Below are 26,006 nucleotides of genomic sequence, written 5' to 3' on the forward strand. Positions count from 1 at the left end.
CGGCGAAACGCTCGGTGAAACTTACTCGACGTGCGGCGGTTGCTCGAACGTGTGGAACGGAGCCGGGCTCGGCACCGTCCACTCGAGGCCCGTCGCGCCATCCCACGGCTTGTCCGACGCCTTTTCCAGGTCGCCGCCGCCGCGGTAGGCCGGCAGCGCGACCGCGAACAGGAAGTACACCTGTGCGAGGCCGAAACCGAATGCGCCGATCGTCGCCACCTGGTTGAAGTCCGTGAACTGCGCCGGGTAGTCCGCATAGCGGCGCGGCATGCCCGCGAGACCGACGAAGTGCATCGGGAAGAACGTCAGGTTGAAGAAGATCATCGACGCCCAGAAGTGGATCTTGCCGCGCGTCTCGTTGTACATCCAGCCCGTCCACTTCGGCGCCCAGTAGTACCAGCCCGAGAACAGCGCGAACAGCGAACCGGCCACCAGCACGTAGTGGAAGTGCGCGACCACGAAGTAGGTGCCGTGATACTGGATGTCGAGCGGCGCCATCGCGAGCATCAGGCCCGTCAGGCCGCCGAACGTGAACACGAACAGGAAGCCGATCGCGAACAGCATCGGGGTTTCGAACGTCATCGAGCCGCGCCACATCGTCGCGAGCCAGTTGAACACCTTCACGCCCGTCGGCACCGCGATCAGCATCGTCGCGTACATGAAGAACAGCTGGCCGGTGACCGGCATGCCCGTCGCGAACATGTGGTGCGCCCAGACCATGAACGACAGGATCGCGATCGACGCCGTCGCGTACACCATCGAGCTATAGCCGAACAGCGTCTTGCGTGCGAACGCCGGGATCACCTGCGACACGATCCCGAACGCCGGCAGAATCATGATGTACACCTCGGGGTGGCCGAAGAACCAGAAGATGTGCTGGTACATCACCGGGTCGCCGCCGCCTGCCGCGTTGAAGAACGACGTGCCGAAGTGGCGGTCGAACAGCACCATCGTGATCGCGCCTGCCAGAACCGGCATCACGGCGATCAGCAGGTACGCGGTGATCAGCCACGTCCACGCGAACATCGGCATCTTCATCAGCGTCATGCCCGGTGCGCGCATGTTCAGGATCGTCACGACGATGTTGATCCCGCCCATGATCGACGACGCGCCCATGATGTGGACCGCGAAGATCGCGAAGTCCATGCCCGGGCCCATCTGCGTCGACAGCGGTGCGTACAGCGTCCAGCCGGCGGCCGTCGCGCCGCCCGGCGCGAAGAACGAGCCGACCAGCAGCACGGCCGCGACCGGCAGCAGCCAGAAGCTGAAGTTGTTCATCCGCGCGAACGCCATGTCGGATGCGCCGATCTGCAGCGGAATCATCCAGTTCGCGAAGCCGACGAACGCCGGCATGATCGCGCCGAACACCATGATCAGGCCGTGCATCGTCGTGAGTTCGTTGAAGAACTCCGGACGCATGATCTGCAGGCCCGGCTCGAACAGCTCGGCACGGATGCCGAGCGCCATCACGCCGCCCGACAGGAACATGATGAACGAGAACAGCAGGTACAGCGTACCGATGTCCTTGTGGTTGGTGGCGAACAGCCAGCGACGCCAGCCGTGCGGGGCTTCGTGCGCGTGGTCGTCGTGCGCGTGGTCCGCGGCTACGTCGTGCCCGATGCTAGACATGAGAATCTCCTAATGCGAATACGTCGACTAACTCAGCGACACGTCAAGCCGCCGGGCCGATCTCGACACGCCGGGCTTCCTTCGCGTCAGCCCCGCCCGTGATCGTTTCCGGCTTTTTGAGAATAATGTGGTCTTCCGCCACGCCTGCTGCCTTCAGCGCATCGCGCACGGCCTGCGCCCGATGCTTCGCCAGTTCGGCGTTCGCGTCGGCCGAGCCCGTCTTGTCGGTGAAGCCCGACAGCGCGAGCTTCGCGTCCGGATGCGCCTTCGCATAGTCGGCCGCGGCGGCGATCGCCGCCTTCGCGTCGGCCGGCAGCACGCTCTTGCCCGTCTCGAAGTAGATCGTCGACAGCGCGGCCGATGCCGCTGCCGCCGGCTGCTCGGCGCCCGACGCGGCTTGCGCCGGCGCCGAAGCCGCTTCGGCCGGGGCCGTTGCCGTCGCCGCGCCTGCCGTGTCTTCCGGCAGCTTGCCGTTGCGTGCGTCGGCCACTTGCTTCGGCTGCAGCAGGTCGTTCTTGTGGTTGCCCCACGAGTTGCGTTCGTACGTGACGACCGAAGCGATGTCGAGGTCCGACAGCGACGCCCACGACGGCATCGCGCCCTTGCCGTGCAGCACGCGCTCGACGTGCGCGGCGATCGGGCCGTTCACGATCGGGCTGCCGTCCATCGCCGGGAATGCGCCGAGGCCCTTGCCGTTCACCTGGTGGCAGGCCGCGCAGTTCGCCTTGTAGACTTCCTCGCCGTGCGCGACGAGTTCGGCCATCGTGTAGACCTTGTTCGGATCGACCGCCGCGCCGGCCAGCTTCGCCTTCTGCGCGGTGACCCACTTCGCGTAGTCGTCGTCCGACAGGACTTCGACTACGACCGGCATGTACGCGTGTTCCTTGCCGCACAGCTCGGTACAGAAACCGCGGAACGTGCCGACCTTGTCGGCCTTGAACCACGTGTCGCGCACGAAGCCGGGGATCGCATCCTGCTTCACGCCGAACGCGGGCACGTACCACGAGTGGACGACGTCGTTCGCGGTCGTGATGATGCGGATCTTCTTGTTGACCGGCACGACGAGCGGATTGTCGACTTCCTGCAGATAGGTGTCGGTGATCGGCTTCTTGCCCATCACTTCGTCGCGCGGGGTGGTCAGCGTCGACAGGAAGCCGATGCCCTCGCCCGGGCCCTTCACGTAGTCGTAGCCCCACTTCCACTGGTAGCCGGTGACCTTGATCGTGAGATCGGCGTTCGTCGTGTCCTTCATCGCGACGACGGCCTTCGTCGCCGGCAGCGCCATCAGCACGACGATGACGAACGGCACGATCGTCCAGATGATCTCGACGGTCGTGCTTTCATGGAAATTGGCGGCCTTGTGGCCCTTGGATTTGCGGTGCGCGAAGATCGAATAGAACATCACGCCGAACACGCCGACGAAGATCACCGTACACAGGATCAGCATCATCGTGTGGAGATCGTAGAGCTCCTCGGCGATCTTCGTGACAGGCGGCTGAAAGTTGATCTCGTTGACACGGGGGCCGCCCGGGCTATCACCGACCGCCAGGGCCGCACCGGCAAAGAGCAATCCGCTGCATGCCAGCACGCCCGCGAGGGCTCGCTTGATTGTTTTCATAGCATCCTTACCCAAAATTTCCATTCAAACCCTCCCCCGTCGCAAGCACCGGCCCGTTCCGGCCGATGACTGCGCCTCGTCAGCCGCAGCGCCTGAGCGACACGCGCAGTTCGTCGGCGAACTGCGCACGCTTGTACTGCGCGAGATGCTGCCCGATTACGACGGTCAGCCCGCGCGATACCAGTCGAATCGGATCGCGTGGCGTCGCACCCGGCTCGACCCGCACCCAGCGCGGGTTGAATTCGATCTGCGTGAGCCGCTCCGCATCCATCCGCTCGATCACGAGCCGGTGCGGAAACAGCCTGATGCGCTCGTAATCGACCGCATGGCGAGCATAGATCGCAAATGCGACACCCACCGCCAGCAGCTCGATGCCGGTGAAGGGCATGACGAGCCAGGCCCCTCTCCACATCAGCAACGCCGCGATCGCCAGCGAGAAGCCCGCGAGCGACGCATAAAACAGCACGAACTGGCGTGGCGACACCGAACAGTTGCGTTTCATCAGCCAGTCTTCGAGGACCGGTTCGCTGTCCGCCGTCTTCGCCAAAACGCTCGCTGCTTCCATCGCCGCCTCACGCGAATGGCATGCGATGCATGCCTGCATCGGACTCGTCGCCCCGTATTGCGGGGACCCCGGGACGACAAGCTGACGCATTATAGGCGGGTTCAATGGCATCCACAAGCAAGCGCCTATCGCCCGCCAAGCCAAGCGCGACAAGCTTTCCGGCCGTTTTTGCCGCCAATTCGACCCCGCTTTGCGCCGCTAATTTCGGACATAACAAAACCCCTCTTTACCGCTTTACCGATTCTTCGGACGCCCCTTGCCGATGTCCTCGATGCGCACGATCCCGTGCCCTTCCGCGGTCGTGCGCGGCACGGCCTTCCATGCGTGGCCGTAGATCACCTCGAACGTGAGCGGGATCGTGCCGTCCTCGCGCCGGCGCGCGTCGAGCGCATCGCCGAGCGCCGCGCGAAAGCGCCGCGTCGCATGCTGCGGCGCCGTGCGCTCGAACGGATAGGCGCCCCAGCGGCGCACGTCGGCGAGCAGCGTATCGGGGGATTGGTAGGTGACGGTCAGCACTTCCTGGTCCATCACGGGAATTTCGAAGCCGCTCTCGACGAGCATGTCGCCGAGGTCGTGCATGTCGACGAAATCGATCACGCGCGCGGCGGGCGGCGCGACGCCGAGCGCCGCTTCGGCGTCCGCGCAGGCCGCGCGCAGCTCGCGCAGCGTGTCGGGGCCGAGCGTGCTGAACATCAGCAGCCCATTGACGCGCAGCACGCGCTGCCATTCGGGGAAGACGGTATCGGGACGCGAATGCCAGTGGAGCGCGAGATTCGACCAGATCAGGTCGAACGCGCCGCCGGCAAACGGCAGCGCGGCGAAGTCGGCCTGCGCGACGCGCGGGCCGCGCTGGCCCAGCGCCCGGCCGAGCGACGCCGGCAGCCAGCGGCGCCAGGTGGTCTGCTCGACCTCGCGCTGACCGGCCCGCGCGAGCATCGCGCCGGACAGGTCCACGCCGAACACCGGCGCTTCCGGAAAGCGCGCGCGCAGCGCCGGCAGGTCGTCGCCCGGGCCGCAGCCCGCGTCCAGCACGGCCGCGGGGCTCACCTTGATGTATTCGAGGCGCTCGTTCATCCGCTGCGCGATCTCGCGCGGCAGGAACGCAACCGCGTCGAACGTGGCGGCACGGCGGTCGAAGATCCGCCGCAGGCGCCTGGCGTCATTGGCCGGACGGCCGGTGGAAGTCGAAGCTGGGGACATGTCGGGCACACTGGCGAAGAGCCCGAAGTATACTCGCTCGCCTCGCAAGCTTCATTGAGGCGGCATGCCAGGAGTGTTGCGATGGTCCGCGGTTCCGCCGAGCGCACGATGCGCGTCGTTTTGTCGCAGGTTCGCGCGCTGGTCGTGCGCGTCGCCGCGGTCACGCTGCCGAATCGCTGTGCATTGTGCGGCAATTTGTCACACGCGGTGATTTGCGGCGCCTGCGATGCCGCGTACTGGAATGAAGCGCGGCTGCGCTGCGAGGTTTGCGCGGTGCCGCTCGGTGTCGGGCACGCGCGGTCACGCGGCGGCGGTCGCAGCGGCGTCGGTAGCACGTCCGCGTACCGGTGCGAAACGTGCTGCACCGCGCCACCGCCGTTCGACGCGACGCTCGCGCTCGCCGATTACCGCGCGCCGCTCGACGAACTCGCGCGCGGCCTGAAGTTTCACGCACGGCTCGCGCTCGGCGGCGAATTCGCGGCCCGGCTGGCGCGGCTGGTCGACGATACGCGCGGCGCGAGCGGCTTCGATCTCGTCGCGCCGGTGCCGTTGTCGCACCGGCGACTCGTCGCGCGCGGCTACAACCAGGCGTGGGCGATCGCGCGTCCGCTCGCGCGCCGGCTCCGCGTGCCGGCGGACGCAGCCTTGCTCGCGCGCGTCGCCGACACCGCGCCGCAGTCGCGGCTCGACCGGCACGCACGGCGCGACAACGTGATGGCGGCTTTCGCGGTGGCAGGCGGCGTCGCCGGCCGCCACGTCGCGCTCGTCGACGACGTGATGACGTCCGGCGCGACGCTCGCGGCGGCCGCGCAGGCGCTGAAGGCGGCGGGCGCCGTGCGCGTGACGAATCTGGTTGCGCTGCGCACCGCCAGGGATTAATTAGATAGAGAGGCCGGCCGCCCGCAGGCGGCCGTCACGAACCGGCCGGCCGGGAACCCGCGCGCATCGCGCGGCCCCGTCGGCCCAGCCAAACCGAAACATGTTCAACGTCGTCCTCGTCGCCCCCGAAATTCCGCCGAACACCGGCAACGTGATCCGCCTGTGCGCGAACACCGGCGCGCACCTGCACCTGATCGAGCCGCTCGGCTTTCCGCTCGACGACGCGCGGATGCGTCGCGCCGGCCTCGACTATCACGAGTATGCGCAGATGCGCGTGCACCGCGACTGGGACGCGTTCGTCGCCGCCGAAGTGCCCGATCCCGCGCGGATATTTGCGTTCACGACGCGCGGCTCGGGCCGCTTCCACGATCACGCGTTCCTGCCCGGCGACTGGTTCGTGTTCGGCTCGGAAACGCGCGGCCTGCCCGCCGAGCTGCTCGAACGCTTCCCGAACGAACAGCGCGTGCGCCTGCCGATGCGGCCGGACAACCGCAGCCTGAACCTGTCGAACACGGTCGCGGTGGTCGTGTTCGAGGCGTGGCGCCAGGCCGGCTTCGAGGGCGGCGCCTGACGCGCGCCGGACGCGCCCCGCGGCGCTGAAGGCGTCAGGTTCGCGCGAGCCGCGCGCAGTACAGGTCGTAAATGTCGGGGGAAAAGCACGCGAATATCACGCGTGCGAGGCTCGGCGCCTGCGGCAGCATTTCGGCGACGGTGCCGACTGCAATGTCGACGGCCTCGCCGGCCGGATAGCGATAAATACCGCAACTGATCGCCGGAAACGCGATCGACGTCGCGGCGACTTCTTCGGCCAGTTCGATCGCGCGCCGGTAGCACGACGCGAGCAGATCGGCTTCGCCGCGTGCGCCGCCGTACCAGACCGGCCCCACCGCGTGGATCACGTAGCGCGCAGGCAACCCGTGGCCGCGCGTGAGCTTCGCGTCGCCGGTGTCGCAGCCGCCGAGCGTGCGGCACTCGGCGAGCAGGCCGGGGCCGGCCGCGCGGTGGATCGCGCCGTCGACGCCGCCCCCGCCGAGCAGCGAGCCGTTCGCCGCGTTGACGATCGCATCGACGTCGAGCGTCGTGATGTCGACGCGTTGCGCATCGAGCGTGGTGGAATGGATCTGCAGCATGACACCCTCGCGGAACGCCGGAGACGATTCAAGCGTAGTCCGCTTTGGCGCCGCGCGCCCGGCGCAATCGTGCCGGGCGATCGCGGCCCGTGCTACTCGGCGCGCGCGTCGCGGCGCAGCAGGCCGCTGACGGCGTCGCGCGGCGCGATCCCGTCGAACAGCACGCCGCACACGGCTTGCGTGATCGGCATGTCGATCGACTGCGCGCGCGCGAGCGCCAGCACGGCCTGCGCGCAGCGCACGCCTTCGGCCACGTGGCCGAGCGCGCCGAGGACGTCGTTCAGCGTGCGGCCGGCCGCCAGTTGCAGGCCCACCGTGCGGTTGCGCGACAGGTCGCCCGTCGCGGTCAGGATCAGGTCGCCGAGGCCCGTGAGGCCCGTGAAGGTTTCCGCGCGGCCGCCGAGCGCCACGCCGAGCCGCGACATTTCCGCGAGGCCGCGCGTGATCAGCGCGGCGCGCGCGTTCAGCCCGAGGCCGAGGCCGTCGGAAATGCCGGTCGCGATCGCCAGCACGTTCTTCACCGCGCCGCCGACCTCGACGCCGACCACGTCGTCGCCCGTATAGATCCGCATCGCGCCGTGATGGAACGCGGCAAGCGTGCGCTCGCGGCATTCGGCCGACGCGCTCGCCACCGTCAACGCGACGGGCAGCGACTGACCGACCTCGCGCGCGAAGCTCGGCCCCGACAGCACGCCGTTGCTCTGCTGTTCGGGCAGCTCGGCCGCGATCACCTGATGCGGCAGCAGATGCGTGTCGGCCTCGAAGCCCTTGCAGACCCAGACGACGTGCGCGGGCACGCAGCCCGCGTCGCGCATCGCGTGACACAGCGTGCGCAGCCCGGCCACCGGCGCGGCGATCACGCACAGCGCGTCGTCCGCGGCGCCATGCGCGAGCGCGGCGCCGAGATCGGCGTCGTAGCGCAGCGCGTCGGGCAGCGCGATGCCGTCGAGATAGCGGGAATTTTCGTGCCGGGCCTGCAGCCCGGCGATGAGCGCGGCGTCGCGCGCCCACAGAAGCGTATCGTGCCGCGCGGCCAGATGGCCCGCGAGCGCGGTGCCCCAGGCACCGGCGCCGAGAACGGCTACTTTCATACCCAGCACCGGTCCGAGCGAAACGTCAGTTCAGCGTCGTGCCATTCGGCGCGCCGTTCGGTGCACCTGCCGCGCCGGCCTGCTGCTGAAGCTGCGCGAGACGCTGCTCGTACAGCGCCTGGAAGTTGATTTCCGCGAGGTGGATCGGCGGGAAGCCGGCGCGCGTGATCGCGTCGGCGATGTTCGAGCGCAGGTACGGGAACAGGATCGTCGGGCACGCGATGCCGACGAGCGGATCGAGCTGTTCGTCCGGAATGTTGCGGATGTCGAAAATGCCCGCCTGCTTCGCTTCGATCAGGAACGCGACCTTGTCCTTCACCTTCGCGGTGATGGTACCCGACACGACGACTTCGAACACGCTTTCCGCGAGGCGGTCGGCCTTGACGTCGACTTCGACTTCAACCGACGGCATGTCCTGCTCGAGGAAGATCGCCGGCGAATTCGGCTGCTCGAGCGACATATCCTTCAGGTAGACGCGCTGGATGTTGAAGAACGGTTGGTTTTCGACGTCGGACATGGTGTTTCCCTAAAAGTGGTGACGGGGCGGCCCGGCTGTTCGCCGGCCGCCACGGATGAATCCTGCGCGCCCAAGCCCGCGGCGCGGCCGGCGGCCATTCTGCCCTAATCAGGCCGCTTGCAGAAGCGGCACGAGGCCGCCTTCGCGGTCGAGCTTCGACAGATCGTCGTAACCGCCGACGTGCGTGTCGCCGATATAGATCTGCGGCACCGTGCGGCGCCCCGTGCGCGTCATCATTTCCTCGCGGCGGGCCGGATCGCGATCGATCAGCACCTTCTCGATCTGCTCGACGCCGCGCAGCTTCAGCAGGCGCTCGGCCTGCATGCAATACGGACACACCTGCGTGCTGTACATCAAAACCTTGTTCACTTCGCCACTCCTTGTTTGACGACCGGCATCCCGGCCTGCTGCCAGGCGGCCACGCCGCCCTCGAGCACGTGCACCTCGGCGTAACCCGCCGCCTCGACCTCGCGCGCCGCCTTCTGCGACTGCTGGCCGTTCTGGCAGACGAGCAGCACCGGGGTGCTCTTGTTCTTCGCGACCTGCGCAATTTTCGCGCCGATCTCGCCCGCCGCGACCTGACGCGCCGACGGCAGATGGCCGGCGGCGAAATCGGACGCGGTGCGCAGGTCGATCACGACCGCGTTGCGGCGATTGATGAGCTGCGTCGCCTCCGCGGCCGACAGGCCGCCGCGGCCACGGCGCAGGGCCGGCCATGCCAGCAGGCCGCCGGAAACCAGCAGGATCGCGATAAGGGCCAGGTTCGTGTAATTGGTAAAGAACGTCACGGAATGTCGCCGGAAAAAGAGAAATCGGATGAGGACAATCCGGCCATTATAAAATAACCGCCTTGCGCGATGGCGGGCCCGGTCCGGGCGCCGCGCGACGCGCCCCGCTTCCCTCTCACTACCGACCGCAAGATCCATGTACAAACTCGTTCTCATCCGCCACGGCGAATCGACGTGGAACAAGGAAAACCGCTTCACCGGCTGGGTCGACGTCGACCTGACCGAACAGGGTCGCAACGAGGCCTACCAGGCCGGCGAATTGCTCAAGGAGGCCGGCTACACGTTCGACATCGCGTACACGTCGGTGCTCAAGCGCGCGATCCGCACGCTGTGGCACGTGCAGGACAAGATGGACCTGATGTACCTGCCGGTCGTCCATTCGTGGCGCCTGAACGAGCGCCACTACGGCGCGCTGTCGGGCCTCAACAAGGCGGAAACGGCCGCGAAGTTCGGCGACGAGCAGGTGCTCGTGTGGCGCCGCAGCTACGACACGCCGCCGCCCGCGCTCGAGCCGACCGACGAGCGCGCGCCGTTCAACGATCCGCGCTACGCGAAGGTGCCGCGCGAGCAGCTGCCGCTCACCGAATGCCTGAAGGACACGGTCGCGCGCGTGCTGCCGCTGTGGAACGAGTCGATCGCGCCGGCGGTGCGCGCCGGCAAGCAAGTGCTGATCGCCGCGCACGGCAACTCGCTGCGCGCGCTGATCAAGTACCTCGACGGCATCTCGGACAGCGACATCGTCGGCCTGAACATCCCGAACGGCGTACCGCTCGTGTATGAACTCGACGAGAACCTGAAGCCGATCAAGCACTACTACCTCGGCGACGCGGACGCGATCGCGCAGGCGCAGGCCGCCGTCGCGAAGCAGGGCAAGGCGGGCTGACGCCCGGCGCGGCGCCGGGCCCGGCCTCGGCCCGCACGCCGCGCGAACCTTCCCGGCCCTGCCGCGGTCGAATCCGCTTTCGAACCCCGCAGCGCGCCCGGCGGCGCCCCGGCCGGGCCCTCAGCGGCCTTTTCGACGCTTTTCGCGCCGTTCCACTGAGTAATCGGACGAACAGTTATACTTGTCCGCTACATCCCCGCTACCGCCACGCGCTTCCCGACCGCACCAGACTCTCTATGCGAATGAATTTGAAGAACATCGGCCTGATTGCCGCGGGCCTCGCCACGGGCGTGTTCGCCACGCTGCAGGTTTCCGCATCGGCCGAGCAGACCGCCACGGCGCCGCTTCCCCTCGACCAGCTCCGCCTGTTCGCGGAAGTATTCGGGCAGATCAAGCGCGAGTACGTCGAACCGGTCGACGACAAGAAGCTGCTGACGGCCGCGATCAAGGGCATGGTGTCGAGCCTCGACCCGCACTCGTCGTTCCTCGACAAGACCGACTATGACGAACTGCAGGAGCAGACGAAGGGCCGCTTCGCGGGCCTCGGCATCGAGATCTCGCAGGAAGACGGCCTCGTCAAGGTGATCTCGCCGATCGAGGATACGCCCGCGTTCCGCGCCGGCATCCGTCCGGGCGACCTGATCACGCGCATCAACGACAAGCCGGTGCGCGGCATGACGCTCGACAAGGCCGTCAAGCAGATGCGCGGCGAGCCGGGCACCAAGGTCACGCTGACGATCTTCCGCAAGAGCGACGACCGCACGTTCCCGGTCACCGTCACGCGCGCGATCATCAAGGTCCAGAGCGTGAAGATGAAGATGCTCGATCCGGGCTACGCGTACGTCCGCATCACGAGCTTCCAGGAGCGCACGACACCCGATCTCGCGCAGAAGCTGCAGGACATCGCGCGCCAGCAGCCGAACCTGAAGGGCCTGATCCTCGACCTGCGCAACAACGGCGGCGGCCTGCTGCAGAGCGCGGTCGGCGTGGCCGGCGCGTTCCTGCCGCCCGACTCGGTCGTCGTGTCGACCAACGGCCAGATCCCCGATTCGAAGCAGGTCTACCGCGATACGTACGACAACTATCGCCTGCCGTCCTTCGACGGCGATCCGCTGAAGAACCTGCCGCCGGTCTTCAAGACCGTGCCGATGATCGTGCTGACGAACGCGTATTCGGCGTCCGCGTCGGAAATCGTCGCCGGTGCGCTGCAGGATTCGAAGCGCGCGCAGATCATGGGCAAGACGACGTTCGGCAAGGGTTCGGTGCAGACGGTCCGCCCGATGACGGCCGACACCGCGCTGCGCCTGACCACCGCGTACTACTACACGCCGAGCGGCCGTTCGATCCAGAACAAGGGCATCACGCCGGACGTGCCGGTCGATCAGTACGCGGACGGCGATCCGGACGACGTGCTCGTGACGCGCGAGGTCGACTACACGAACCACCTCGCGAACACGCAGGACCCGAACGAGAAGAAGGAACAGGAAGAGCGCGAGCAGCGCCGGCTGGATCAGCTGCGCATTCTCGAGGAGCAGAACGACAAGAAGACGCCGGAGCAACGCCAGAAGGATCGCGATCGCAAGCCGATCGAGTTCGGCAGCGCCGACGACTTCATGATGCAGCAGGCGCTCAACAAGCTCGAAGGCAAGCCGGTCCAGGCGTCGAAGTCGCTGCTCGCCGAGAGCACGACGAAGGGCCCGGCCGCCAAGGCCGCCACGGCGGCGAAGGCATCGGGCGCGAGCGCCGCGAAGCCGGCTTCCGCACCGAAGCCCGCGTCGGCGCCGCAGTAAGCGCCGGGCGGCATCCAACGGGCCATCGCGGGAAGACCGCGATGGCCCGTTTTTCATGCGCGCCTAAAATAACGAACGTCCGCCCGCCTCGCTCACGATTCCCCATGAACGACGATCAACTCCTTCGCTATTCCCGCCACATCCTCGTCGACGAAATCGGCATCGATGCGCAACAGCGCTTTCTCGATGCGCATGCGATCGTCGTCGGCGCGGGCGGCCTCGGCTCGCCGGCCGCGATGTATCTCGCGGCGTCGGGGGTCGGCACGCTCACGCTCGTCGACGCCGATACGGTCGACCTCACGAACCTGCAGCGGCAGATCCTGCACGGGACGGCGTCGGTCGGCCGCAGCAAGGTCGAATCGGGGCGCGACGCGCTCGCGCAGCTGAATCCCGAGGTGACGGTGAACGCGGTCGCGGCGCGCGTCGACGACGCGTGGCTCGATGCGCACGTGCCGCACGCGAGCGTCGTGCTCGACTGCACCGACAACTTCGCGACGCGGCATGCGATCAACCGCGCATGCGTCGCGCACGGCGTGCCGCTCGTGTCGGGCGCCGCCCTGCGCTTCGACGGCCAGATCAGCACGTTCGATTTCCGCGACGCAGCCGCGCCCTGCTATGCGTGCGTGTTCCCGGAAGACCAGCCGTTCGAGGAAGTCGCGTGCGCGACGATGGGCGTGTTCGCGCCGACCGTCGGGATCATCGGCGCGATGCAGGCGGCCGAGGCGCTGCGCGTGATCGGCGGCATCGGCAAGACGCTCAGCGGGCGGCTGATGATGCTCGATTCGCTGCGAATGGAATGGACGACGATGAAGATCGCGCGCCAGGCCGACTGCCCCGTGTGCGGGGGCCGGCACTGACGCGCGACGGGCATGCGCCAGAGCGCGCATGCGTGACACTTCTCTACCGTTAGCGGCGGCGAAAACGCCTACGCGGCCGCATCCGCGCGCGGCTCGGCGACCGACAGCCGCTGCAGCGCCGCCTGCACTTCTTCCGGCTCGAACGCGGCCAGCACGTCGGCCGTCGGCTTCTCGAGCGCCTTCAGGTGCGCGCGCAGGATCTCCTGCTTCACGACGAGCAACTGGCTCGGGTGCATCGAGAACTCGGTGAGCCCCATCCCGAGCAACAGGCGCGTGAGCGCCGGGTCGCCCGCCATCTCCCCGCACACCGACACCGACACGCCCGCGCGCTTCGCCTCGCGCAACGTGTACGCGATCAGGTGCAGCACGGCCGGATGCAGCGGGTCGTACAGGTGCGCGACCGCGTTGTCGGCGCGATCGATCGCGAGCGTGTACTGGATCAGGTCGTTCGTGCCGATCGACAGGAAATCGAAGCGCTTCAGGAACAGCGGCAGCGCGATCGCCGCGGCCGGAATCTCGATCATCGCGCCGAGGCGCACGTTCGGATCGTATGCGAGCCCCGCGTCGTCGAGCTGGCGTTTCGCCTCGCGGATCAGGTCGAGCGTCTGGTCGATCTCCTGCGCATGCGCGAGCATCGGGATCAGGATCTTCACCTGGCCGAACGCGGACGCGCGCAGGATCGCGCGCAACTGCGTGAGGAACATCTGCGGCTCGGACAGGCTCCAGCGGATCGCGCGCAGCCCGAGCGCCGGGTTCGGCGCCGTTTCGTAGCCTTCGTCGAGCGCCTCGAGCGGTTTGTCGGCGCCGACGTCGATCGTGCGGATCGTCACCGGCATGCCCTTCATCCACTCGACGGCGCGCTTGTATGCGGCGAACTGCTCCTCCTCTTCCGGCATCGCCTTCTGATGCATGAACAGGAACTCGGAGCGAAACAGACCAACGCCGACCGCGCCGGCCTCGACGGCCGCCTTCGCGTCGTCGGGCAACTCGATGTTCGCGTACAGGTCGATCTTCGTGCCGCACAAGGTTTGCGTCGGCGAAAACTTCAGGCGCTGCAGCTTGCGTTGCTCGAGGAGCTTCTCGGACTGGCGATACGAGTATTCCTCGAGGACGATCGGCGCCGGATCGACGATCACGATGCCCTGGTCGCCATCGACGATGATCAGGTCGTCCTGGCGGATCAGCGAACTCGCATGCTGGACGCCGACCGCGGCCGGAATGCCGAGGCTGCGCGCGACGATCGCCGTGTGCGACGTGCGGCCGCCGAGATCGGTGACGAACGCCTGGAACGACTGCGTCTTGAACTGCATCATGTCGGCCGGCGCGATGTCGTGCGCGACGACGATCATCTCGTTCGTGCCGTTGCGGGCCGCGCGATCGAGCGCCTGCGACGCGGACGGCGCGCCGGCGAGCGCCTTCAGCACACGCTCGACCACCTGCTCGATGTCAGCCTTGCGCTCGCGCAGGTATTCGTCCTCGATGTCGTCGAAATGGCGCGTGAGCAGTTCGAGCTGCTCGGTCAGCGCCCATTCGACGTTGTAGCGGCGCGTGCGGATCAGGTCGATGGTTTCCTGCACGAGCATCTCGTCGCTCAGGATCATCGTGTGGACGTCGATGAATGCGCCGACTTCGCTCGGCGTGTCGTCGGTCAGGTCGGCGCGCAGCGCTTCGAGCTCGCGACGCACGACGTCGAGCGCCGTGCGGAACCGCTCGACCTCGGCGTCGGTCTGGTTGACCTCGATCAGGTAATGGGCGACGTCGAGCGCCGCCGGCGCGATCAGGTACGCTCGCCCGATCGCGATACCTCGTGAGACGGGAATGCCATGCAGCGTGAAGGACACGCGCACCTCCTCTGTACAAGTAAAGCCGCGGCACACTGCTGTGATGCGCTTATGACCCCGGTTAGCGATTATAAATTCCGCGACTCCCTGTTGACTGCATGCAGCGCAGCATTGCGCATTTCGCATCAATGCTTCCGACGAAAAAAATGCCGCGACATCCGCGGCATTCCGACTGGAAACGGCAACGATCGCGCGTCGCGATCACTGGCCTTCGCCGAACTTGTCGGCGATCAGCTTCAGCAGCGCGTCCATCGCTTCCCGCTCGTCGGGACCTTCGGTCTCGATCGTCACGGTGCTGCCGATGCCGGCCGCCAGCATCATCACGCCCATGATGCTCTTCGCATTGATCTTGCGCCCGTTGCGTGTCATCCAGACTTCCGACTGGAAGTTGCCGGCCAGTTGCGTAAGCTTGGCCGATGCGCGCGCATGGAGCCCCAATTTATTGACGATGGTGGTTTCTTGTTGAAGCATGATTCTCGGTCGGATCGGTCGGGACCGCCGGCGGCGCGCGCAGGCGGGTCGGTCTAAAACGAAAAACGGAGACGGAGGCTCAGGGCGATTCGGTGCGTGGCTGCGGTTCGGGCGGAATCGGCGCGCACTGGCCGCAGCCGGTTTCGCTCGGCGGCGGCGGCGTGCCGGACGACACCTCGTGGACGCCCTTCGCGCCGCCGGACAGCGCCTTGTCGACCAGCTTGTCGAGCGGCACGGTGCGGTAGCAGACGGCCCGCACGAGCATCGGCAGGTTCACGCCGGCCAGCACGCGCACGTTGTCGAGCTTCGCGAGCTGGCCCGCGATGTTCGCGGGCGTCGCGCCGTACATGTCGGTCAGCACGACCACGCCGTTCTCTTCGCGCAGCCGCGCAAGTTCCGCGTGCGCGAACGCCATCACCTGGGCCGGATCGCTGTCGGCCATCACGTCGATGCAGCCGATGCGGGCGGGCACGCCGCCGTAGATGTGCGCGATGCAGTCCCGCAGCGCGGTGGCGAGCGGCGCGTGCGCGATGATCAGGATCCCGGCCATGTCAAATCGCTCCCGGCCGCCCCTGGCGGGCCGATACCCCGCGGCGGGGCAATGAGCGTAGCGAGTATGGGGAACGTTTCATGTTCAGCCTTGCAACAGTGTCGGCCCGACCGCCGGGCCTTCGGTGCGCCGATCACGGCACCGGGCAAGCGGGCATTGTAGCAGGCCGATCAAGCTGCTCCGGCGACGGGGGACCTGCGCGGCCGCCGCCGGAGTTGCGCGGGAGGCGGCCTACGCGGCCGCACGCTCCAGCGCGTCGATGAACATCGCGGCGACGTCGAAGCCCGTCTGCTCCATGATCTCGCGGAAGCACGTCGGGCTCGTGACGTTCACCTCGGTCAGCCAGTCGCCGATCGCGTCGAGCCCGACCAGCAGCAGCCCGCGCGACGCGAGCACCGGCCCCAGCGTGTCGGCGATCGCGCGATCGCGCGATGTGAGCGGCTGCGCGACGCCGAGCCCGCCCGCGGCCAGATTGCCGCGCACCTCGCTGCCCTGCGGAATCCGCGCGAGCGAATACGGCACCGGCTCGCCGCCGATCAGCAGGATGCGCTTGTCGCCGGCCTTGATCTCGGGAATGAACTTCTGCGCCATCACCGAGCGCGTGCCGTCGTGGCTCAGCATCTCGACGATCGAGCCGAGGTTCATGCCGTCCGGCTTCACGCGGAACACGCCCATCCCGCCCATCCCGTCGAGCGGCTTCAGGATCACGTCGCCGTGCTCGGCGTGGAACGCGCGCAGACGCTGCGCGTCGCGCGTGACGAGCGTCGGCGCGACGAACTGCGGAAACTCGCCGATCGCGAGCTTCTCCGAATGATCGCGGATCGACTGCGCCTTGTTGAACACGCGTGCGCCGGCGCGCTCGGCCAGCTCGAGCAGCCACGTCGACGTCACGTATTCCATGTCGAACGGCGGATCCTTGCGCATCAGCACCGCGCCGAACGATTCGAGACGGCGCGCGTCGACCGCGCCGGCTTCGAACCAGGTGTCGCGATGCAGGTCGTCCAGTTCCCCGACGAACGTGATGCGCCGCACGTCGGCCTCGACCGCCGAGCCCGTCCACGCGAGATGGCGCGGTTCGCACGCGTACACCGCATGCCCGCGCCGGGCGGCCTCCGCCATCATCGCGTAGGTCGAATCCTTGTAGATCTTGAAACGCTCGAGCGGGTCGGCGATAAAAAGAATGTCCATGCGGGTCCTGTACGTAGCGAAGGTCCGTTACACCTGGATGGCTTCGGGGTCGGTCTTTTCCAGTTCGATCGACGACGCGATCAGCGACAGCCGCGCGACCACGCCATACATGTAGAAACGGTTCGGCGGCGCGGCGCCCGGCTTGGCGCCTGCATCCGGCAGCGCGGTGTGCTCGAAGCCGAGCGGCACGTAATGCATGCCGGGCGCGTTCAGGTTCTGGTCGCGCTCGCGGCCGCCGTGCGTGCGGTAGAAGCCGCCGACCACGTAGCGGTCGATCATGTACACAACCGGCTCGGCCACTTCGTCGCCGACGCGCTCGAACGTGTAGACGCCTTCCTGCACGATCACGTCGCGCACCGCGAGGCCGGCCTTCGATTCGGCCATCTGCGCGCGCTCGGCCTTCGTCATGCGGCCGATCTCGGCCGCGTCGTGCACGGTCATTACGCCGCGGCCCGCGGTGCCCGCGTCGGCCTTCACGACGACGTACGGCTTCTCGCTGATCCCGTATTCGCGATACTTGCGCGCGATCTTCTTCAGCACGCCGTCGATCGCGTCGGCGAGCGCCTGCTCGCCTTCATGCGCCTGCCAGTCGACGCCTTCCACGTGCGCGAAATACGGATTCACCATCCACGGATCGACGCCGACCATCTTCGCGAACTTCTTCGCGACGTCGTCGTAGCACGCGAAGTGCGTCGACTTGCGGCGCACGGCCCAACCCGCGTGCAGCGGCGGCAGCAGATATTGCTCGTGCAGGTTTTCCAGCACGGCCGGGATGCCGGCCGACAGGTCGTTGTTCAGCAGGATCGAGCACGGATCGAAATTCTTCAGGCCGAGGCGGCGCTGCGAACGCTCGAGCGGTTCGAGCACGATCTTCTGGCCGTCGGCCAGCGTGATCGGCGTCATGTCGGTGATGCCGGGGTCGAGCGAACCGAAGCGCACGTGCAGGCCGGCCTGGCGCATGATCGTCGCGAGCCGCGCGACGTTTTCCAGGTAGAACGCGTTGCGGGTCGGGAGCTCGGGAATCACGAGCAGATTCTTCGCGTCCGGGCAGATCTTCTCGATCGCGGCCATCGCGGCCTGCACGGCGAGCGGCAGCACTTCGGACGGCAGATTGTTGAACGCGCCGGGAAACAGGTTCGCGTCGACGGGCGCCAGCTTGAAGCCGGCATTGCGCAGGTCCACCGAACAATAGAACGGCGGCGTGTGTTCCTGCCATTCGAGCCTGAACCAGCGTTCGATCGCAGGCGTCGCGTCGAGGATCTTCTGCTCGAGTTCGAGCAGCGGACCGTTCAACGCGGTAACGAGGTGGGGAACCATGAATCACTCGCGAGCGGGAGAATGAAGATTGTAGAGCAATTGCCTTGCCCATTTGGGGATTGTTCCCGGCTTCGCAAGGGTTACGAGGAAGTTTTCGGCTATTGACCCGATAGCGTGAAGGGTTATCCGCTACGGCAGTGGGTGACAGGAGAAAAAAAACCCGCCGGGTGGGCGGGTCGAAGTCGCTGCGCTCATTCGGGGCGGGCGCCGTCTGCGCGGCGGCCCGCCATGGATTCGTGTGACTTATTCCACGTGCTCGCCGTGCAGGATCACGTCGAGACCTTCGCGCTCTTCCTCTTCCGTCACGCGCAGGCCGATCGTCAGGTCGATCAGCTTCAGCAGCACGAAGCTCAGCACGCCGCTGTAGACCAGCGTGATCAGCACGCCCTTCGCCTGCAGCAGCAGGCTGCCGTCGAAGCCGCCGATGTCCTTGACCGCGAATACGCCGGTCAGCAGTGCGCCGAGAATCCCGCCGATGCCGTGCACGCCGAACGCGTCGAGCGAATCGTCGTAGCCGAGCTTCGACTTGAGCCACGTCGCCGACCAGAAGCAGATCACGCCCGCCGCGATGCCGATCACGAGCGCACCCGGTACGCCGACGAAGCCGGCTGCCGGCGTGATCGCCACGAGACCCGCGACCGCGCCCGACACGATGCCGAGCACCGACGGCTTGCCCTTGGCGATCCACTCGGCGAACATCCAGCCGAGCGCCGCGCACGCGGTGGCGACTTGCGTCGTCAGCATCGCGAAGCCGGCACGGCCGTCGGCCGCGACCGCGGAACCCGCGTTGAAGCCGAACCAGCCGACCCACAGCATCGAGCCGCCGATCATCGTCAGCACCAGGTTGTGCGGCGCCATCGATTCGCGGCCGTAGCCAACGCGCTTGCCGAGCACGAGGCACGACACGAGGCCCGCGATACCGGCGTTGATGTGCACCACCGTGCCGCCCGCGAAGTCGAGCACGCCGTCGGCCGACAGCCAGCCGCTCGGCTCCCACACCATGTGCGCGATCGGCACATAGACGATCAGCGACCAGAGCGTCATGAACACGAGCATCGCCGAGAACTTCATCCGGTCGGCGAACGCGCCGCAGATCAGCGCCGGCGTGATGATCGCGAACGTCATCTGGTAGACGAAGTAGACCGATTCCGGAATCGTCGACGCGAGGTGGCTGACGGTCAGCGTGGTCGCCTTGTCGCCCTTGATGTAGTTCATGCCGTGCAGGAACACGCGCGACAGGCCGCCAATGAAGCCGTTGCCCGGCGTGAACGCGAGGCTGTAGCCGACCACCGTCCACAGCACCGTGATCACCGCGGTGATCGCGAAGCTCTGCATCACGGTTGCCAGCACGTTCTTCTTGCGGACCATGCCCGCGTAGAACAGCGCGAGGCCAGGGATCGTCATGAACAGCACGAGCGCGGTGGACGTCAGCATCCACGCGGTGTCGCCCGCGCTGATCTTCGACGAATCGACCGAGAACGGGGCGGTGGGCGCAGCCGGGGCGGCCGGCGCGGACGCGGCGGCGGCAGCCGATGCGTCGGTCGCGCCCGAAGCCGGTGCGGCAGCGGCGGTGGCGGATGCGTCGGCGGCCGGCGCAGAAGCGGCCGGGGCTGCGGCAGCCGATGCGTCGGAAGCCGTGGCGGCGGGTGCCGAAGCAGCCGCGGTGGAACCAGCCGCGGCGGACGCCGCGTCGTCCGCGAGCGCGGAACCGACGCCGGCCGCGATCAGCGAGCCGGCCATCAGCAGGGACATCAGAAGTTTGCGCATCTTGGGTTTCCTCTTGTCGCTTGTCTTGTCTGTTCTGTTACAGCGCGTCCGCGCCTGTCTCCCCGGTGCGAATCCGGATCACTTGTTCGATCGGCGTGACGAAGATCTTGCCGTCGCCGATCTTGCCCGTGCGCGCGGCCCGCTCGATCGCTTCCACCGCCTGGTCGACGAGATCGTCGGACACGGCCGCCTCGATCTTCATCTTCGGCAGGAAATCGACCACGTATTCGGCGCCGCGGTACAGCTCGGTATGCCCCTTCTGGCGCCCGAACCCTTTCACCTCCGTCACCGTGATGCCGGAGACGCCAAGCGCCGACAGCGCCTCGCGCGTCTCATCGAGCTTGAACGGCTTGATGATTGCGGTAATGAGTTTCATGAAGTCCTCTCGCTGGGTTGTCCCGTCGAATAGAGTTGGAATGTTGTAACGGACTCTTCTCAGCAACTCGCATGCCATGTTGGCCCGAACACCGTCTCGAAGGGCTCCGGAACGGGGTCATATCCCGCGGTGTAAGGCGCCGAAGCCCGGCCGAATGGCCAACATCGGCCGGTTTGCTGGCGCGGCGAAAGGATCGTTGCTAGAGTGCACGCACGTCCCGGATCGCCGGGCCATTCACCCATGCGGGCGCCATGCCCGGAATTCGCGCCCCGCGCGCACCATTTCCGGTCATGCGTGCATCATGGGCACGTACGCAACTGAAGATGCACATTTTTTGTGCAAGGAAGGGGAATCACATGAAGCAACCCAGCGACGTTTTCAACGATCTGCAGTCGCGCGTCAGCGATTTGCTGAAAAACTCGCCGGCCAAGGACGTCGAGCGCAACGTGAAGGCCATGCTGTCGCAAGGCTTCTCGAAGCTCGACCTCGTCACGCGCGAGGAATTCGACACCCAGGCACAGGTGCTCGCCCGCACCCGCGTGCGGCTCGAGGAACTCGAAAAGCGCGTCGCGGAACTCGAGCAGAGGCTCGCCGCCCCGCAGGCCTGACGCCCCACCCGGCCGCAAGGTCCGGGCGCGGGCCGCGTCGTGCGGCCTGCGCCCGCCACCCGAAGCCGTTCCGCCCCGCTTCGTCGTCCGTCGTTCTTCGCTGCACCCTCCGCTCTTCGTAGTCCATCGCTCTTCGCAGTCCATCGCTGTTCGTCGTTCGCAACACCTCGTTCTTTCCCCGCGCCACGCCGGCAAGCGCGCACCGATTTCTCCGATTCCCGCGGCATGCGGCCCCGAACGGCCGTCGCCGCCTGTCATGCAGGAGCCTCGCCATGTCGCTCGCCGTGGTGCGCAGTCGCGCGCCCGCTTCCGGCCGCGCGCCGGACGTCACCGTCGAAGTCCATCTCGCCAACGGGTTGCCGTCGTTCTCGATCGTCGGGCTGCCCGATCTCGAAGTCCGCGAAAGCCGCGAGCGCGTACGCGCCGCGCTGCAGAACTGCGGATTCGAATTCCCGGTGCGCCGTATCACCGTCAATCTCGCGCCGGCCGACCTGCCGAAGGAATCCGGCCGCTTCGACCTGCCGATCGCGCTCGGCATCCTCGCCGCGAACGGCCAGATCCCGGCCGACGCGCTGGCCGGCCGCGAATTCGCGGGCGAGCTGTCGCTGACCGGCGCGCTGCGGCCGATGCGCGGCGCGTTCGCGATGGCGTGCGGCGCCGCGCGGGACTGGCGGGCGGACGCATGCGGCGCGGGCGTCGTCGGCGGCGCGGGCCTGAATGCCGGCGCACCGCGCGAGTCCGTCGCGGCATCGCGTCCGCCCGAGCTGTACCTGCCGCTCGACAGCGCCGCCGAGGCCGCGCTCGTGCCGGGCGTGACCGTATTCGGTGCGCGCGACCTGCCCGCGCTGTGCGCGCACCTCGCCGATGCGCCGGACGGACGGCTCACGCCGGTCGCGGCGCCCTGTCTCGACGGCTTGCCGGCGCCCGCCGCGCCCGACCTCGTGGACGTCGTCGGCCAGCGCGGCGCGCGGCGTGCGCTGGAAGTCGCGGCCGCGGGCGGGCATCACATGCTGATGGTCGGCCCACCCGGGGCCGGCAAGTCGATGCTGGCCGCGCGCCTCGCCGGGCTGCTGCCGCCGCTGACCGATGACGAGGCGCTGACCTCGGCCGCGCTGCTGTCCGCGAGCCGGCTCGGCTTCTCGCCCGCGCAGTGGCGCCGCCGGCCGTTCCGTTCGCCGCATCACTCGTCGAGCGCCGCCGCGTTGGTGGGCGGCCGCAATCCGCCGCAGCCGGGCGAAATCACGCTCGCGCACCTCGGCGTACTGTTTCTCGACGAACTGCCGGAATTCGACCGGCACGTGCTGGAAATGCTGCGTGAGCCGCTCGAAGCCGGCCGCATCACGATCTCGCGCGCGGCGCAGCAGGCCGACTTCCCTGCCGCGTGCCAGCTGATCGCCGCGATGAACCCGTGCCCGTGCGGCTGGCACGGCGATCCGTCCGGGCGCTGCCGCTGCTCGCCGGACGTGGCCGCGCGCTATCTGCGCAAGCTGTCGGGGCCGCTGCTCGACCGCATCGACATCCAGATCGACCTGCCCGCGCTGTCGCCGGCCGAACTCGCGACCCGCGCGACGGCGCCCGGCGAGCCGAGCGCGGCGGTCGCCGCCCGCGTCGCACAGGCGCGGGCGCTGCAACTCGAGCGGCAGGGCAAGACGAATCACATGCTGAGCGGCCGCGAAACCGACGACCTGTGCCGGCCGACCGACGAGGGCGAGCGGCTGCTGCGCGAGGCCGGCGAGCGCTTCGGCTGGTCGGCGCGCGCGTATTTCCGCGTGCTGAAAGTCGCTCGGACGATCGCCGACCTGGCCGGCGACCCGCTGCCGACGGCCGCGCAGATCGCCGAGGCGATTCGCTACCGGCGTGCGCTGACGGCACTGTGAGCGCGCGAGGAGGACAAAATCAGGCTGTCAAGACTTGACTTATACACAATTCCACTCATCCGGCCCCGGATCGCGGCTCGCCGCGGCCTTTGCCGGACCGAATTCGTATCCTGTTGTTTTAATTGATTTTTCTCAAACGTCGAACGGGCGACCAAACGAGCCGGAAGGCCGTCCGGCGCGGCTTTGCGGGAAATACGCGCGACTTTTCAACAAAGTTATCCACATGCGCTGTGGATAGTCGAAAAACTCTCGCAAAATCCGGCGATTAGCGTCGAAAGCTGCGAATGAACTTTCAGTTGTCACCGCGTGTCTGAGCGCCCTCGCCGGCCACCGTCAATCGAGTTTGAACGAGCCGAAAAACTGGTCGAGCTGCTCCTGCGCGAGCGGCCCGTCGGCGATCACGACGGCCTGGTACGCGTGCCGGCCGCGCACGGCAAGCCGCGCGACGATCGTCTTGCGCGCGCGATCGCCGCCGGCGGCCGCGCCCGCGATGCGCAGTTCGAGCCCGTTCACCGCGCCGCCGGCGGCGAGCGGCACCGGCACCGACGCCGTCTGCGGCGTGCCTTCGAGGTTGCGCGACAGTCCCGCGCGCAGGAAGTCGAGCGCCGCGCGCCGTGTGTCGTCGCGATCGTCCGGCAACGTCAGCGTGCCGACCGCGAATACCGCGCCGTCGACGTGCGCGGCCTGCATCCGCATCGGCATCGACTTGCCGCCGAGCGCGACCGGCTGCTCCTCGACGGTCGGCTTCGCCGGCAGGTCGATCGTGTAGCCGGCGTCGTTGTGCAGCGTGCGCCAGTCGTAGGACGGCGAGCACGCGGCCAGCGCGGCGCTCACGCAGGCGAGCGCGGCGAAGTGCCGCAGCGGGCGAAAAAGGGGGCGCAACGAATCGGTGACGTCCTTCGGCATGGCATGGATCGCGGCAGGCAAAACGGCGATTATCCACCGAACCTGAAACGGGGATGCGCGGCGGCCGCCGATGCACACGCCGCATTCGCGCTAAAATAAGCGCCGAATTTCGACGTCCTTTGCATCGATCCGCGTCATCGACCCCGAGAGCACCAAGATGAACACCACGCCTCCCGCCCGCCGCAGCACCGGCCCCGTTCGCTACCTCGTCGCGGCCGCCGTCGTCGCGGCGATCGCCGTCGCCGGCTTCTTCGCGTTCAACGGCAAGTCCAGCGTGCCGGACGCGACCTTCACGCTGCTGTCGGGCCAGAAGGTCTCGACCGGCGGCGACCTGAAAGGCAAGGTCTATCTCGTGAACTTCTGGGCGACGAGCTGCGCGACCTGCATGCAGGAAATGCCGCAGATGGTCGATACCTACAATCGCTTCAAGGGTCAGGGGCTCGAATTCGTCGCGGTCGCGATGAACTACGATCCGCCGATGTACGTCGCGAACTACGCGCAGACGCGTCAGTTGCCGTTCAAGGTCGCGCTCGACGACGGCAGCGTCGCGAAGCAGTTCGGCAACGTGCAGCTCACGCCGACGACCTTCGTCGTCGACAAGGACGGCAAGATCCTGAAGCGCTACGTCGGCGCGCCGCAATTCGCGGAACTCGACGCGCTGCTCAAGAAGGCGCTCGACGGCAACGCGGCCTGAGCGCCGCACGACAGGACTCGCAGGGCCGCACGCCGCGCCCTGCTCCGCGAAACGGACCGCACTGCGGTCCGTTTGCTTTTCAGCGCTCGGTTTCGCCTTTCGCCGACAGCCCGTAGCGCTTCATCTTCTCGTACAGCGTCGCCTTGCCCACATGCAGCCGGTCGGCCGTCGCGGCGACCGCGCCGCCCGTCTGGTTCAGCGCCTCGGCGATCACCGCGCGCTCGAACTGCTCGATGCGCTCCTTCAGCGTCTGGTCGTTGTCGGCGTCGTCGCCGGCGCCCGTTTCCGGCGGCATGTCGGCCACGCCGAGCACGAAGCGGTCGGCCGCGTTGCGCAGCTCGCGCACGTTGCCCGGCCAGTCGCGCTGCATCAGGCTCGCGCGCTGCCGGTCGGTGAGCACCGGCGCGGGCCGCCCGTAGCGCACGGCCGCATCGAGCATGAAGTGCTCGAACAGCGGCACGATGTCCTCGCGGCGCTCGGCGAGCGGCGGCAGCGCGATCGTCACGACGTTGAGCCGGTACAGCAGGTCGCGCCGGAACGTGCCGGCCGCGACGAGCTCGCTCATGTCGCCCTTCGCGGCTGCGACCACGCGGCAGTTCACGCGGATCGGCTGGTTCGAGCCGAGCCGCTCGAGCACGCCGTCCTGCAGCACGCGCAAGAGCTTCACCTGCAGCGCGAGCGGCATGCTTTCGATTTCGTCGAGGAACAGCGTGCCACCGGACGCGTATTCGAGCTTGCCGACGCGCCGCTTCGCGGCGCCGGTAAACGCACCGGGCTCGTAGCCGAACATCTCCGATTCGAACATCGGCTCGGGCAGCGCGCCGCAATTCACCGCAATGAACGGCTTGTCGTGGCGCGGCGACAGCTCGTGCAGGCTGCGCGCGATCAGCTCCTTGCCGGCGCCCGTGTCGCCGTTGATCAGCACCGACGCGTCGGTCGGCGCGACGTTCGCGATCAGCTTGCGCACCTGCTCGATCGCGGGGCTGCGGCCGATGATGCGCGGCGCGACGACGTTCTGTCCAGCCAGCTCGCGCCGCAGCGCGTGGTTCTCGAGCACGAGCTCGCGGCGCTCGAGCGCACGGCGCACCGTCTCGATCAGGCGCTCGGCCGCGAACGGCTTTTCGATGAAGTCGTACGCGCCGTCGCGCATCGCCTGCACGGCCATCGAGATGTCGCCGTGCCCGGTGACGAGGATCACCGGCACGTCCGGCACGCGCTCGCGGCACTGCGCGAGCACGTCGAGCCCGCTCGCGCCGGGCAGCCGGATGTCGCTGACGATCGCGCCGGCGGTATCCGCGACGATCGCCTTCTCGGCCGCCTCGGCCGATTCGAAGCCGGCGACGTCGAAGCCCGCCAGTTGAAGGCTCTGCACGCTCGCCCGGCGCACGAGCGCATCGTCCTCGATATAGATCACTTGCAGCCGGTTGGCCATCTTGGTCACTTGCTCCTGACAGGCGCAGCGCT

General features: G+C 67.7%; 26 protein-coding genes. 8 read left to right on the forward strand and 18 right to left on the reverse strand.

Annotation, left to right across the window (positions count from 1 at the left end; genetic code table 11):
* Positions 1–21: 21 nt before the first annotated feature.
* The 4 genes from ctaD to HWX76_RS26575 form a co-directional block, all read right to left on the reverse strand.
* The gene (ctaD, locus tag HWX76_RS26560; protein WP_050014798.1) at positions 22–1,629 is read right to left on the reverse strand and encodes a cytochrome c oxidase subunit I; all 1,608 of its coding nucleotides are present in this window, start codon (positions 1,627–1,629) and stop codon (positions 22–24) included.
* A gap of 43 nt (positions 1,630–1,672) precedes the next feature.
* Entirely contained in the window at positions 1,673–3,271 is a 1,599-nt protein-coding gene (gene coxB, locus HWX76_RS26565) for a cytochrome c oxidase subunit II (RefSeq protein ID WP_124556152.1), read from the reverse strand.
* Positions 3,272–3,326: 55 nt separating this feature from the next.
* Positions 3,327–3,851: a DUF2244 domain-containing protein gene (locus HWX76_RS26570; RefSeq protein WP_176016569.1), complete on the reverse strand. Its 525-nt coding sequence runs from the start codon at positions 3,849–3,851 to the stop codon at positions 3,327–3,329.
* A 195-nt stretch (positions 3,852–4,046) separates the two neighbouring features.
* On the reverse strand, positions 4,047–5,012 hold the full coding sequence (locus HWX76_RS26575; protein WP_050014794.1) for a methyltransferase domain-containing protein: 966 nt from the start codon (positions 5,010–5,012) through the stop codon (positions 4,047–4,049).
* 81 nt (positions 5,013–5,093) lie between these two features.
* Here HWX76_RS26575 and HWX76_RS26580 point away from each other — a divergent pair, with 81 nt between their 5' ends.
* Together HWX76_RS26580 and trmL are read left to right on the forward strand one after the other, a co-directional pair.
* A complete protein-coding gene (locus HWX76_RS26580) occupies positions 5,094–5,891 on the forward strand; it encodes a phosphoribosyltransferase family protein (protein WP_050014792.1) in 798 nt (265 codons plus the stop codon).
* Positions 5,892–5,991: 100 nt separating this feature from the next.
* Complete coding sequence (gene trmL / locus HWX76_RS26585) at positions 5,992–6,462, forward strand: tRNA (uridine(34)/cytosine(34)/5-carboxymethylaminomethyluridine(34)-2'-O)-methyltransferase TrmL (RefSeq protein WP_050014789.1); 471 nt, start codon at positions 5,992–5,994, stop codon at positions 6,460–6,462.
* A gap of 34 nt (positions 6,463–6,496) precedes the next feature.
* Here the strand turns inward: trmL and HWX76_RS26590 are convergent, their stop codons facing one another.
* The 5 genes from HWX76_RS26590 to HWX76_RS26610 all read right to left on the reverse strand — a co-directional run bounded on the left by HWX76_RS26590 (position 6,497) and on the right by HWX76_RS26610 (position 9,417).
* On the reverse strand, positions 6,497–7,021 hold the full coding sequence (locus tag HWX76_RS26590) for an O-acetyl-ADP-ribose deacetylase (protein ID WP_050014787.1): 525 nt from the start codon (positions 7,019–7,021) through the stop codon (positions 6,497–6,499).
* A 92-nt stretch (positions 7,022–7,113) separates the two neighbouring features.
* Positions 7,114–8,112 (reverse strand): NAD(P)H-dependent glycerol-3-phosphate dehydrogenase, encoded by a 999-nt coding sequence (locus HWX76_RS26595; protein WP_050014785.1) that lies wholly within the window; start codon positions 8,110–8,112, stop codon positions 7,114–7,116.
* 25 nt (positions 8,113–8,137) lie between these two features.
* Positions 8,138–8,629, reverse strand: coding sequence for a protein-export chaperone SecB (gene secB / locus HWX76_RS26600; protein WP_089488845.1), 492 nt, complete (start codon positions 8,627–8,629; stop codon positions 8,138–8,140).
* Positions 8,630–8,737: 108 nt separating this feature from the next.
* Positions 8,738–8,998: a glutaredoxin 3 gene (gene grxC, locus HWX76_RS26605; RefSeq protein WP_006477722.1), complete on the reverse strand. Its 261-nt coding sequence runs from the start codon at positions 8,996–8,998 to the stop codon at positions 8,738–8,740.
* Positions 8,995–9,417: a rhodanese-like domain-containing protein gene (locus HWX76_RS26610; protein WP_050014781.1), complete on the reverse strand. Its 423-nt coding sequence runs from the start codon at positions 9,415–9,417 to the stop codon at positions 8,995–8,997. Before HWX76_RS26610 ends, grxC begins: the two co-directional genes overlap by 4 nt.
* A gap of 136 nt (positions 9,418–9,553) precedes the next feature.
* Between HWX76_RS26610 and gpmA the strand changes: the two genes are divergently transcribed.
* From gpmA to moeB, 3 genes are all read left to right on the forward strand, one after another.
* Positions 9,554–10,300, forward strand: coding sequence for a 2,3-diphosphoglycerate-dependent phosphoglycerate mutase (gene gpmA, locus HWX76_RS26615; RefSeq protein ID WP_050014779.1), 747 nt, complete (start codon positions 9,554–9,556; stop codon positions 10,298–10,300).
* Between the two features lie 236 nt (positions 10,301–10,536).
* On the forward strand, positions 10,537–12,090 hold the full coding sequence (locus HWX76_RS26620) for a S41 family peptidase (protein WP_050014777.1): 1,554 nt from the start codon (positions 10,537–10,539) through the stop codon (positions 12,088–12,090).
* A gap of 104 nt (positions 12,091–12,194) precedes the next feature.
* Complete coding sequence (moeB, locus tag HWX76_RS26625; protein WP_050014775.1) at positions 12,195–12,947, forward strand: molybdopterin-synthase adenylyltransferase MoeB; 753 nt, start codon at positions 12,195–12,197, stop codon at positions 12,945–12,947.
* A 68-nt stretch (positions 12,948–13,015) separates the two neighbouring features.
* Here the strand turns inward: moeB and ptsP are convergent, their stop codons facing one another.
* The 7 genes from ptsP to HWX76_RS26660 form a co-directional block, all read right to left on the reverse strand.
* Positions 13,016–14,788 carry a phosphoenolpyruvate--protein phosphotransferase gene (gene ptsP / locus HWX76_RS26630; protein ID WP_050014919.1) on the reverse strand — a complete coding sequence of 591 codons (1,773 nt, stop codon included), beginning with the start codon at positions 14,786–14,788 and terminating at the stop codon, positions 13,016–13,018.
* 201 nt (positions 14,789–14,989) lie between these two features.
* Positions 14,990–15,259, reverse strand: coding sequence for an HPr family phosphocarrier protein (locus HWX76_RS26635; RefSeq protein WP_006477716.1), 270 nt, complete (start codon positions 15,257–15,259; stop codon positions 14,990–14,992).
* Between the two features lie 79 nt (positions 15,260–15,338).
* Positions 15,339–15,809, reverse strand: a complete 471-nt coding sequence (locus HWX76_RS26640) for a PTS fructose transporter subunit IIA (RefSeq protein WP_050014761.1) — start codon at positions 15,807–15,809, stop codon at positions 15,339–15,341.
* Positions 15,810–16,040: 231 nt separating this feature from the next.
* The gene (gshB, locus tag HWX76_RS26645; protein WP_050014759.1) at positions 16,041–16,997 is read right to left on the reverse strand and encodes a glutathione synthase; all 957 of its coding nucleotides are present in this window, start codon (positions 16,995–16,997) and stop codon (positions 16,041–16,043) included.
* Between the two features lie 27 nt (positions 16,998–17,024).
* A complete protein-coding gene (gene gshA, locus HWX76_RS26650) occupies positions 17,025–18,314 on the reverse strand; it encodes a glutamate--cysteine ligase (RefSeq protein WP_050014757.1) in 1,290 nt (429 codons plus the stop codon).
* A gap of 243 nt (positions 18,315–18,557) precedes the next feature.
* On the reverse strand, positions 18,558–20,081 hold the full coding sequence (locus HWX76_RS26655) for an ammonium transporter (protein WP_176016570.1): 1,524 nt from the start codon (positions 20,079–20,081) through the stop codon (positions 18,558–18,560).
* Positions 20,082–20,118: 37 nt separating this feature from the next.
* Positions 20,119–20,457, reverse strand: coding sequence for a P-II family nitrogen regulator (locus tag HWX76_RS26660; RefSeq protein ID WP_006398175.1), 339 nt, complete (start codon positions 20,455–20,457; stop codon positions 20,119–20,121).
* 356 nt (positions 20,458–20,813) lie between these two features.
* On the opposite strand from HWX76_RS26660, the gene HWX76_RS26665 reads away from it, so the two are divergent.
* Together HWX76_RS26665 and HWX76_RS26670 are read left to right on the forward strand one after the other, a co-directional pair.
* Positions 20,814–21,065 carry an accessory factor UbiK family protein gene (locus HWX76_RS26665; RefSeq protein WP_050014749.1) on the forward strand — a complete coding sequence of 84 codons (252 nt, stop codon included), beginning with the start codon at positions 20,814–20,816 and terminating at the stop codon, positions 21,063–21,065.
* A 272-nt stretch (positions 21,066–21,337) separates the two neighbouring features.
* Positions 21,338–22,942: a YifB family Mg chelatase-like AAA ATPase gene (locus tag HWX76_RS26670; RefSeq protein ID WP_089488846.1), complete on the forward strand. Its 1,605-nt coding sequence runs from the start codon at positions 21,338–21,340 to the stop codon at positions 22,940–22,942.
* 333 nt (positions 22,943–23,275) lie between these two features.
* Here HWX76_RS26670 and HWX76_RS26675 read toward each other — a convergent pair whose 3' ends face one another.
* Entirely contained in the window at positions 23,276–23,848 is a 573-nt protein-coding gene (locus HWX76_RS26675; RefSeq protein WP_050014746.1) for a hypothetical protein, read from the reverse strand.
* A gap of 157 nt (positions 23,849–24,005) precedes the next feature.
* Here HWX76_RS26675 and HWX76_RS26680 point away from each other — a divergent pair, with 157 nt between their 5' ends.
* The gene (locus HWX76_RS26680; RefSeq protein ID WP_050014745.1) at positions 24,006–24,542 is read left to right on the forward strand and encodes a TlpA disulfide reductase family protein; all 537 of its coding nucleotides are present in this window, start codon (positions 24,006–24,008) and stop codon (positions 24,540–24,542) included.
* Between the two features lie 79 nt (positions 24,543–24,621).
* Here the strand turns inward: HWX76_RS26680 and HWX76_RS26685 are convergent, their stop codons facing one another.
* Complete coding sequence (locus tag HWX76_RS26685) at positions 24,622–25,974, reverse strand: sigma-54 dependent transcriptional regulator (RefSeq protein ID WP_176016590.1); 1,353 nt, start codon at positions 25,972–25,974, stop codon at positions 24,622–24,624.
* Positions 25,975–26,006 lie beyond the last annotated feature (32 nt).

It is taken from the genome of Burkholderia sp. BCC0398, assembly GCF_902833245.1.
Lineage (GTDB): Bacteria > Pseudomonadota > Gammaproteobacteria > Burkholderiales > Burkholderiaceae > Burkholderia > Burkholderia sola.

Bases quoted from the DNA above. Each gene is read 5' to 3' on its own strand.
- ctaD (WP_050014798.1), bottom strand. From the start codon at position 1,629: ATGTCTAGCATCGGGCACGACGTAGCCGCGGACCACGCGCACGACGAC.
- coxB (WP_124556152.1), bottom strand. From the start codon at position 3,271: ATGGAAATTTTGGGTAAGGATGCTATGAAAACAATCAAGCGAGCCCTC.
- HWX76_RS26570 (WP_176016569.1), bottom strand. From the start codon at position 3,851: ATGCAGGCATGCATCGCATGCCATTCGCGTGAGGCGGCGATGGAAGCA.
- HWX76_RS26575 (WP_050014794.1), bottom strand. From the start codon at position 5,012: ATGTCCCCAGCTTCGACTTCCACCGGCCGTCCGGCCAATGACGCCAGG.
- HWX76_RS26580 (WP_050014792.1), top strand. From the start codon at position 5,094: ATGGTCCGCGGTTCCGCCGAGCGCACGATGCGCGTCGTTTTGTCGCAG.
- trmL (WP_050014789.1), top strand. From the start codon at position 5,992: ATGTTCAACGTCGTCCTCGTCGCCCCCGAAATTCCGCCGAACACCGGC.
- HWX76_RS26590 (WP_050014787.1), bottom strand. From the start codon at position 7,021: ATGCTGCAGATCCATTCCACCACGCTCGATGCGCAACGCGTCGACATC.
- HWX76_RS26595 (WP_050014785.1), bottom strand. From the start codon at position 8,112: ATGAAAGTAGCCGTTCTCGGCGCCGGTGCCTGGGGCACCGCGCTCGCG.
- secB (WP_089488845.1), bottom strand. From the start codon at position 8,629: ATGTCCGACGTCGAAAACCAACCGTTCTTCAACATCCAGCGCGTCTAC.
- gpmA (WP_050014779.1), top strand. From the start codon at position 9,554: ATGTACAAACTCGTTCTCATCCGCCACGGCGAATCGACGTGGAACAAG.
- HWX76_RS26620 (WP_050014777.1), top strand. From the start codon at position 10,537: ATGCGAATGAATTTGAAGAACATCGGCCTGATTGCCGCGGGCCTCGCC.
- moeB (WP_050014775.1), top strand. From the start codon at position 12,195: ATGAACGACGATCAACTCCTTCGCTATTCCCGCCACATCCTCGTCGAC.
- HWX76_RS26635 (WP_006477716.1), bottom strand. From the start codon at position 15,259: ATGCTTCAACAAGAAACCACCATCGTCAATAAATTGGGGCTCCATGCG.
- HWX76_RS26640 (WP_050014761.1), bottom strand. From the start codon at position 15,809: ATGGCCGGGATCCTGATCATCGCGCACGCGCCGCTCGCCACCGCGCTG.
- gshB (WP_050014759.1), bottom strand. From the start codon at position 16,997: ATGGACATTCTTTTTATCGCCGACCCGCTCGAGCGTTTCAAGATCTAC.
- gshA (WP_050014757.1), bottom strand. From the start codon at position 18,314: ATGGTTCCCCACCTCGTTACCGCGTTGAACGGTCCGCTGCTCGAACTC.
- HWX76_RS26655 (WP_176016570.1), bottom strand. From the start codon at position 20,081: ATGCGCAAACTTCTGATGTCCCTGCTGATGGCCGGCTCGCTGATCGCG.
- HWX76_RS26660 (WP_006398175.1), bottom strand. From the start codon at position 20,457: ATGAAACTCATTACCGCAATCATCAAGCCGTTCAAGCTCGATGAGACG.
- HWX76_RS26665 (WP_050014749.1), top strand. From the start codon at position 20,814: ATGAAGCAACCCAGCGACGTTTTCAACGATCTGCAGTCGCGCGTCAGC.
- HWX76_RS26670 (WP_089488846.1), top strand. From the start codon at position 21,338: ATGTCGCTCGCCGTGGTGCGCAGTCGCGCGCCCGCTTCCGGCCGCGCG.
- HWX76_RS26675 (WP_050014746.1), bottom strand. From the start codon at position 23,848: ATGCCGAAGGACGTCACCGATTCGTTGCGCCCCCTTTTTCGCCCGCTG.
- HWX76_RS26680 (WP_050014745.1), top strand. From the start codon at position 24,006: ATGAACACCACGCCTCCCGCCCGCCGCAGCACCGGCCCCGTTCGCTAC.
- HWX76_RS26685 (WP_176016590.1), bottom strand. From the start codon at position 25,974: ATGGCCAACCGGCTGCAAGTGATCTATATCGAGGACGATGCGCTCGTG.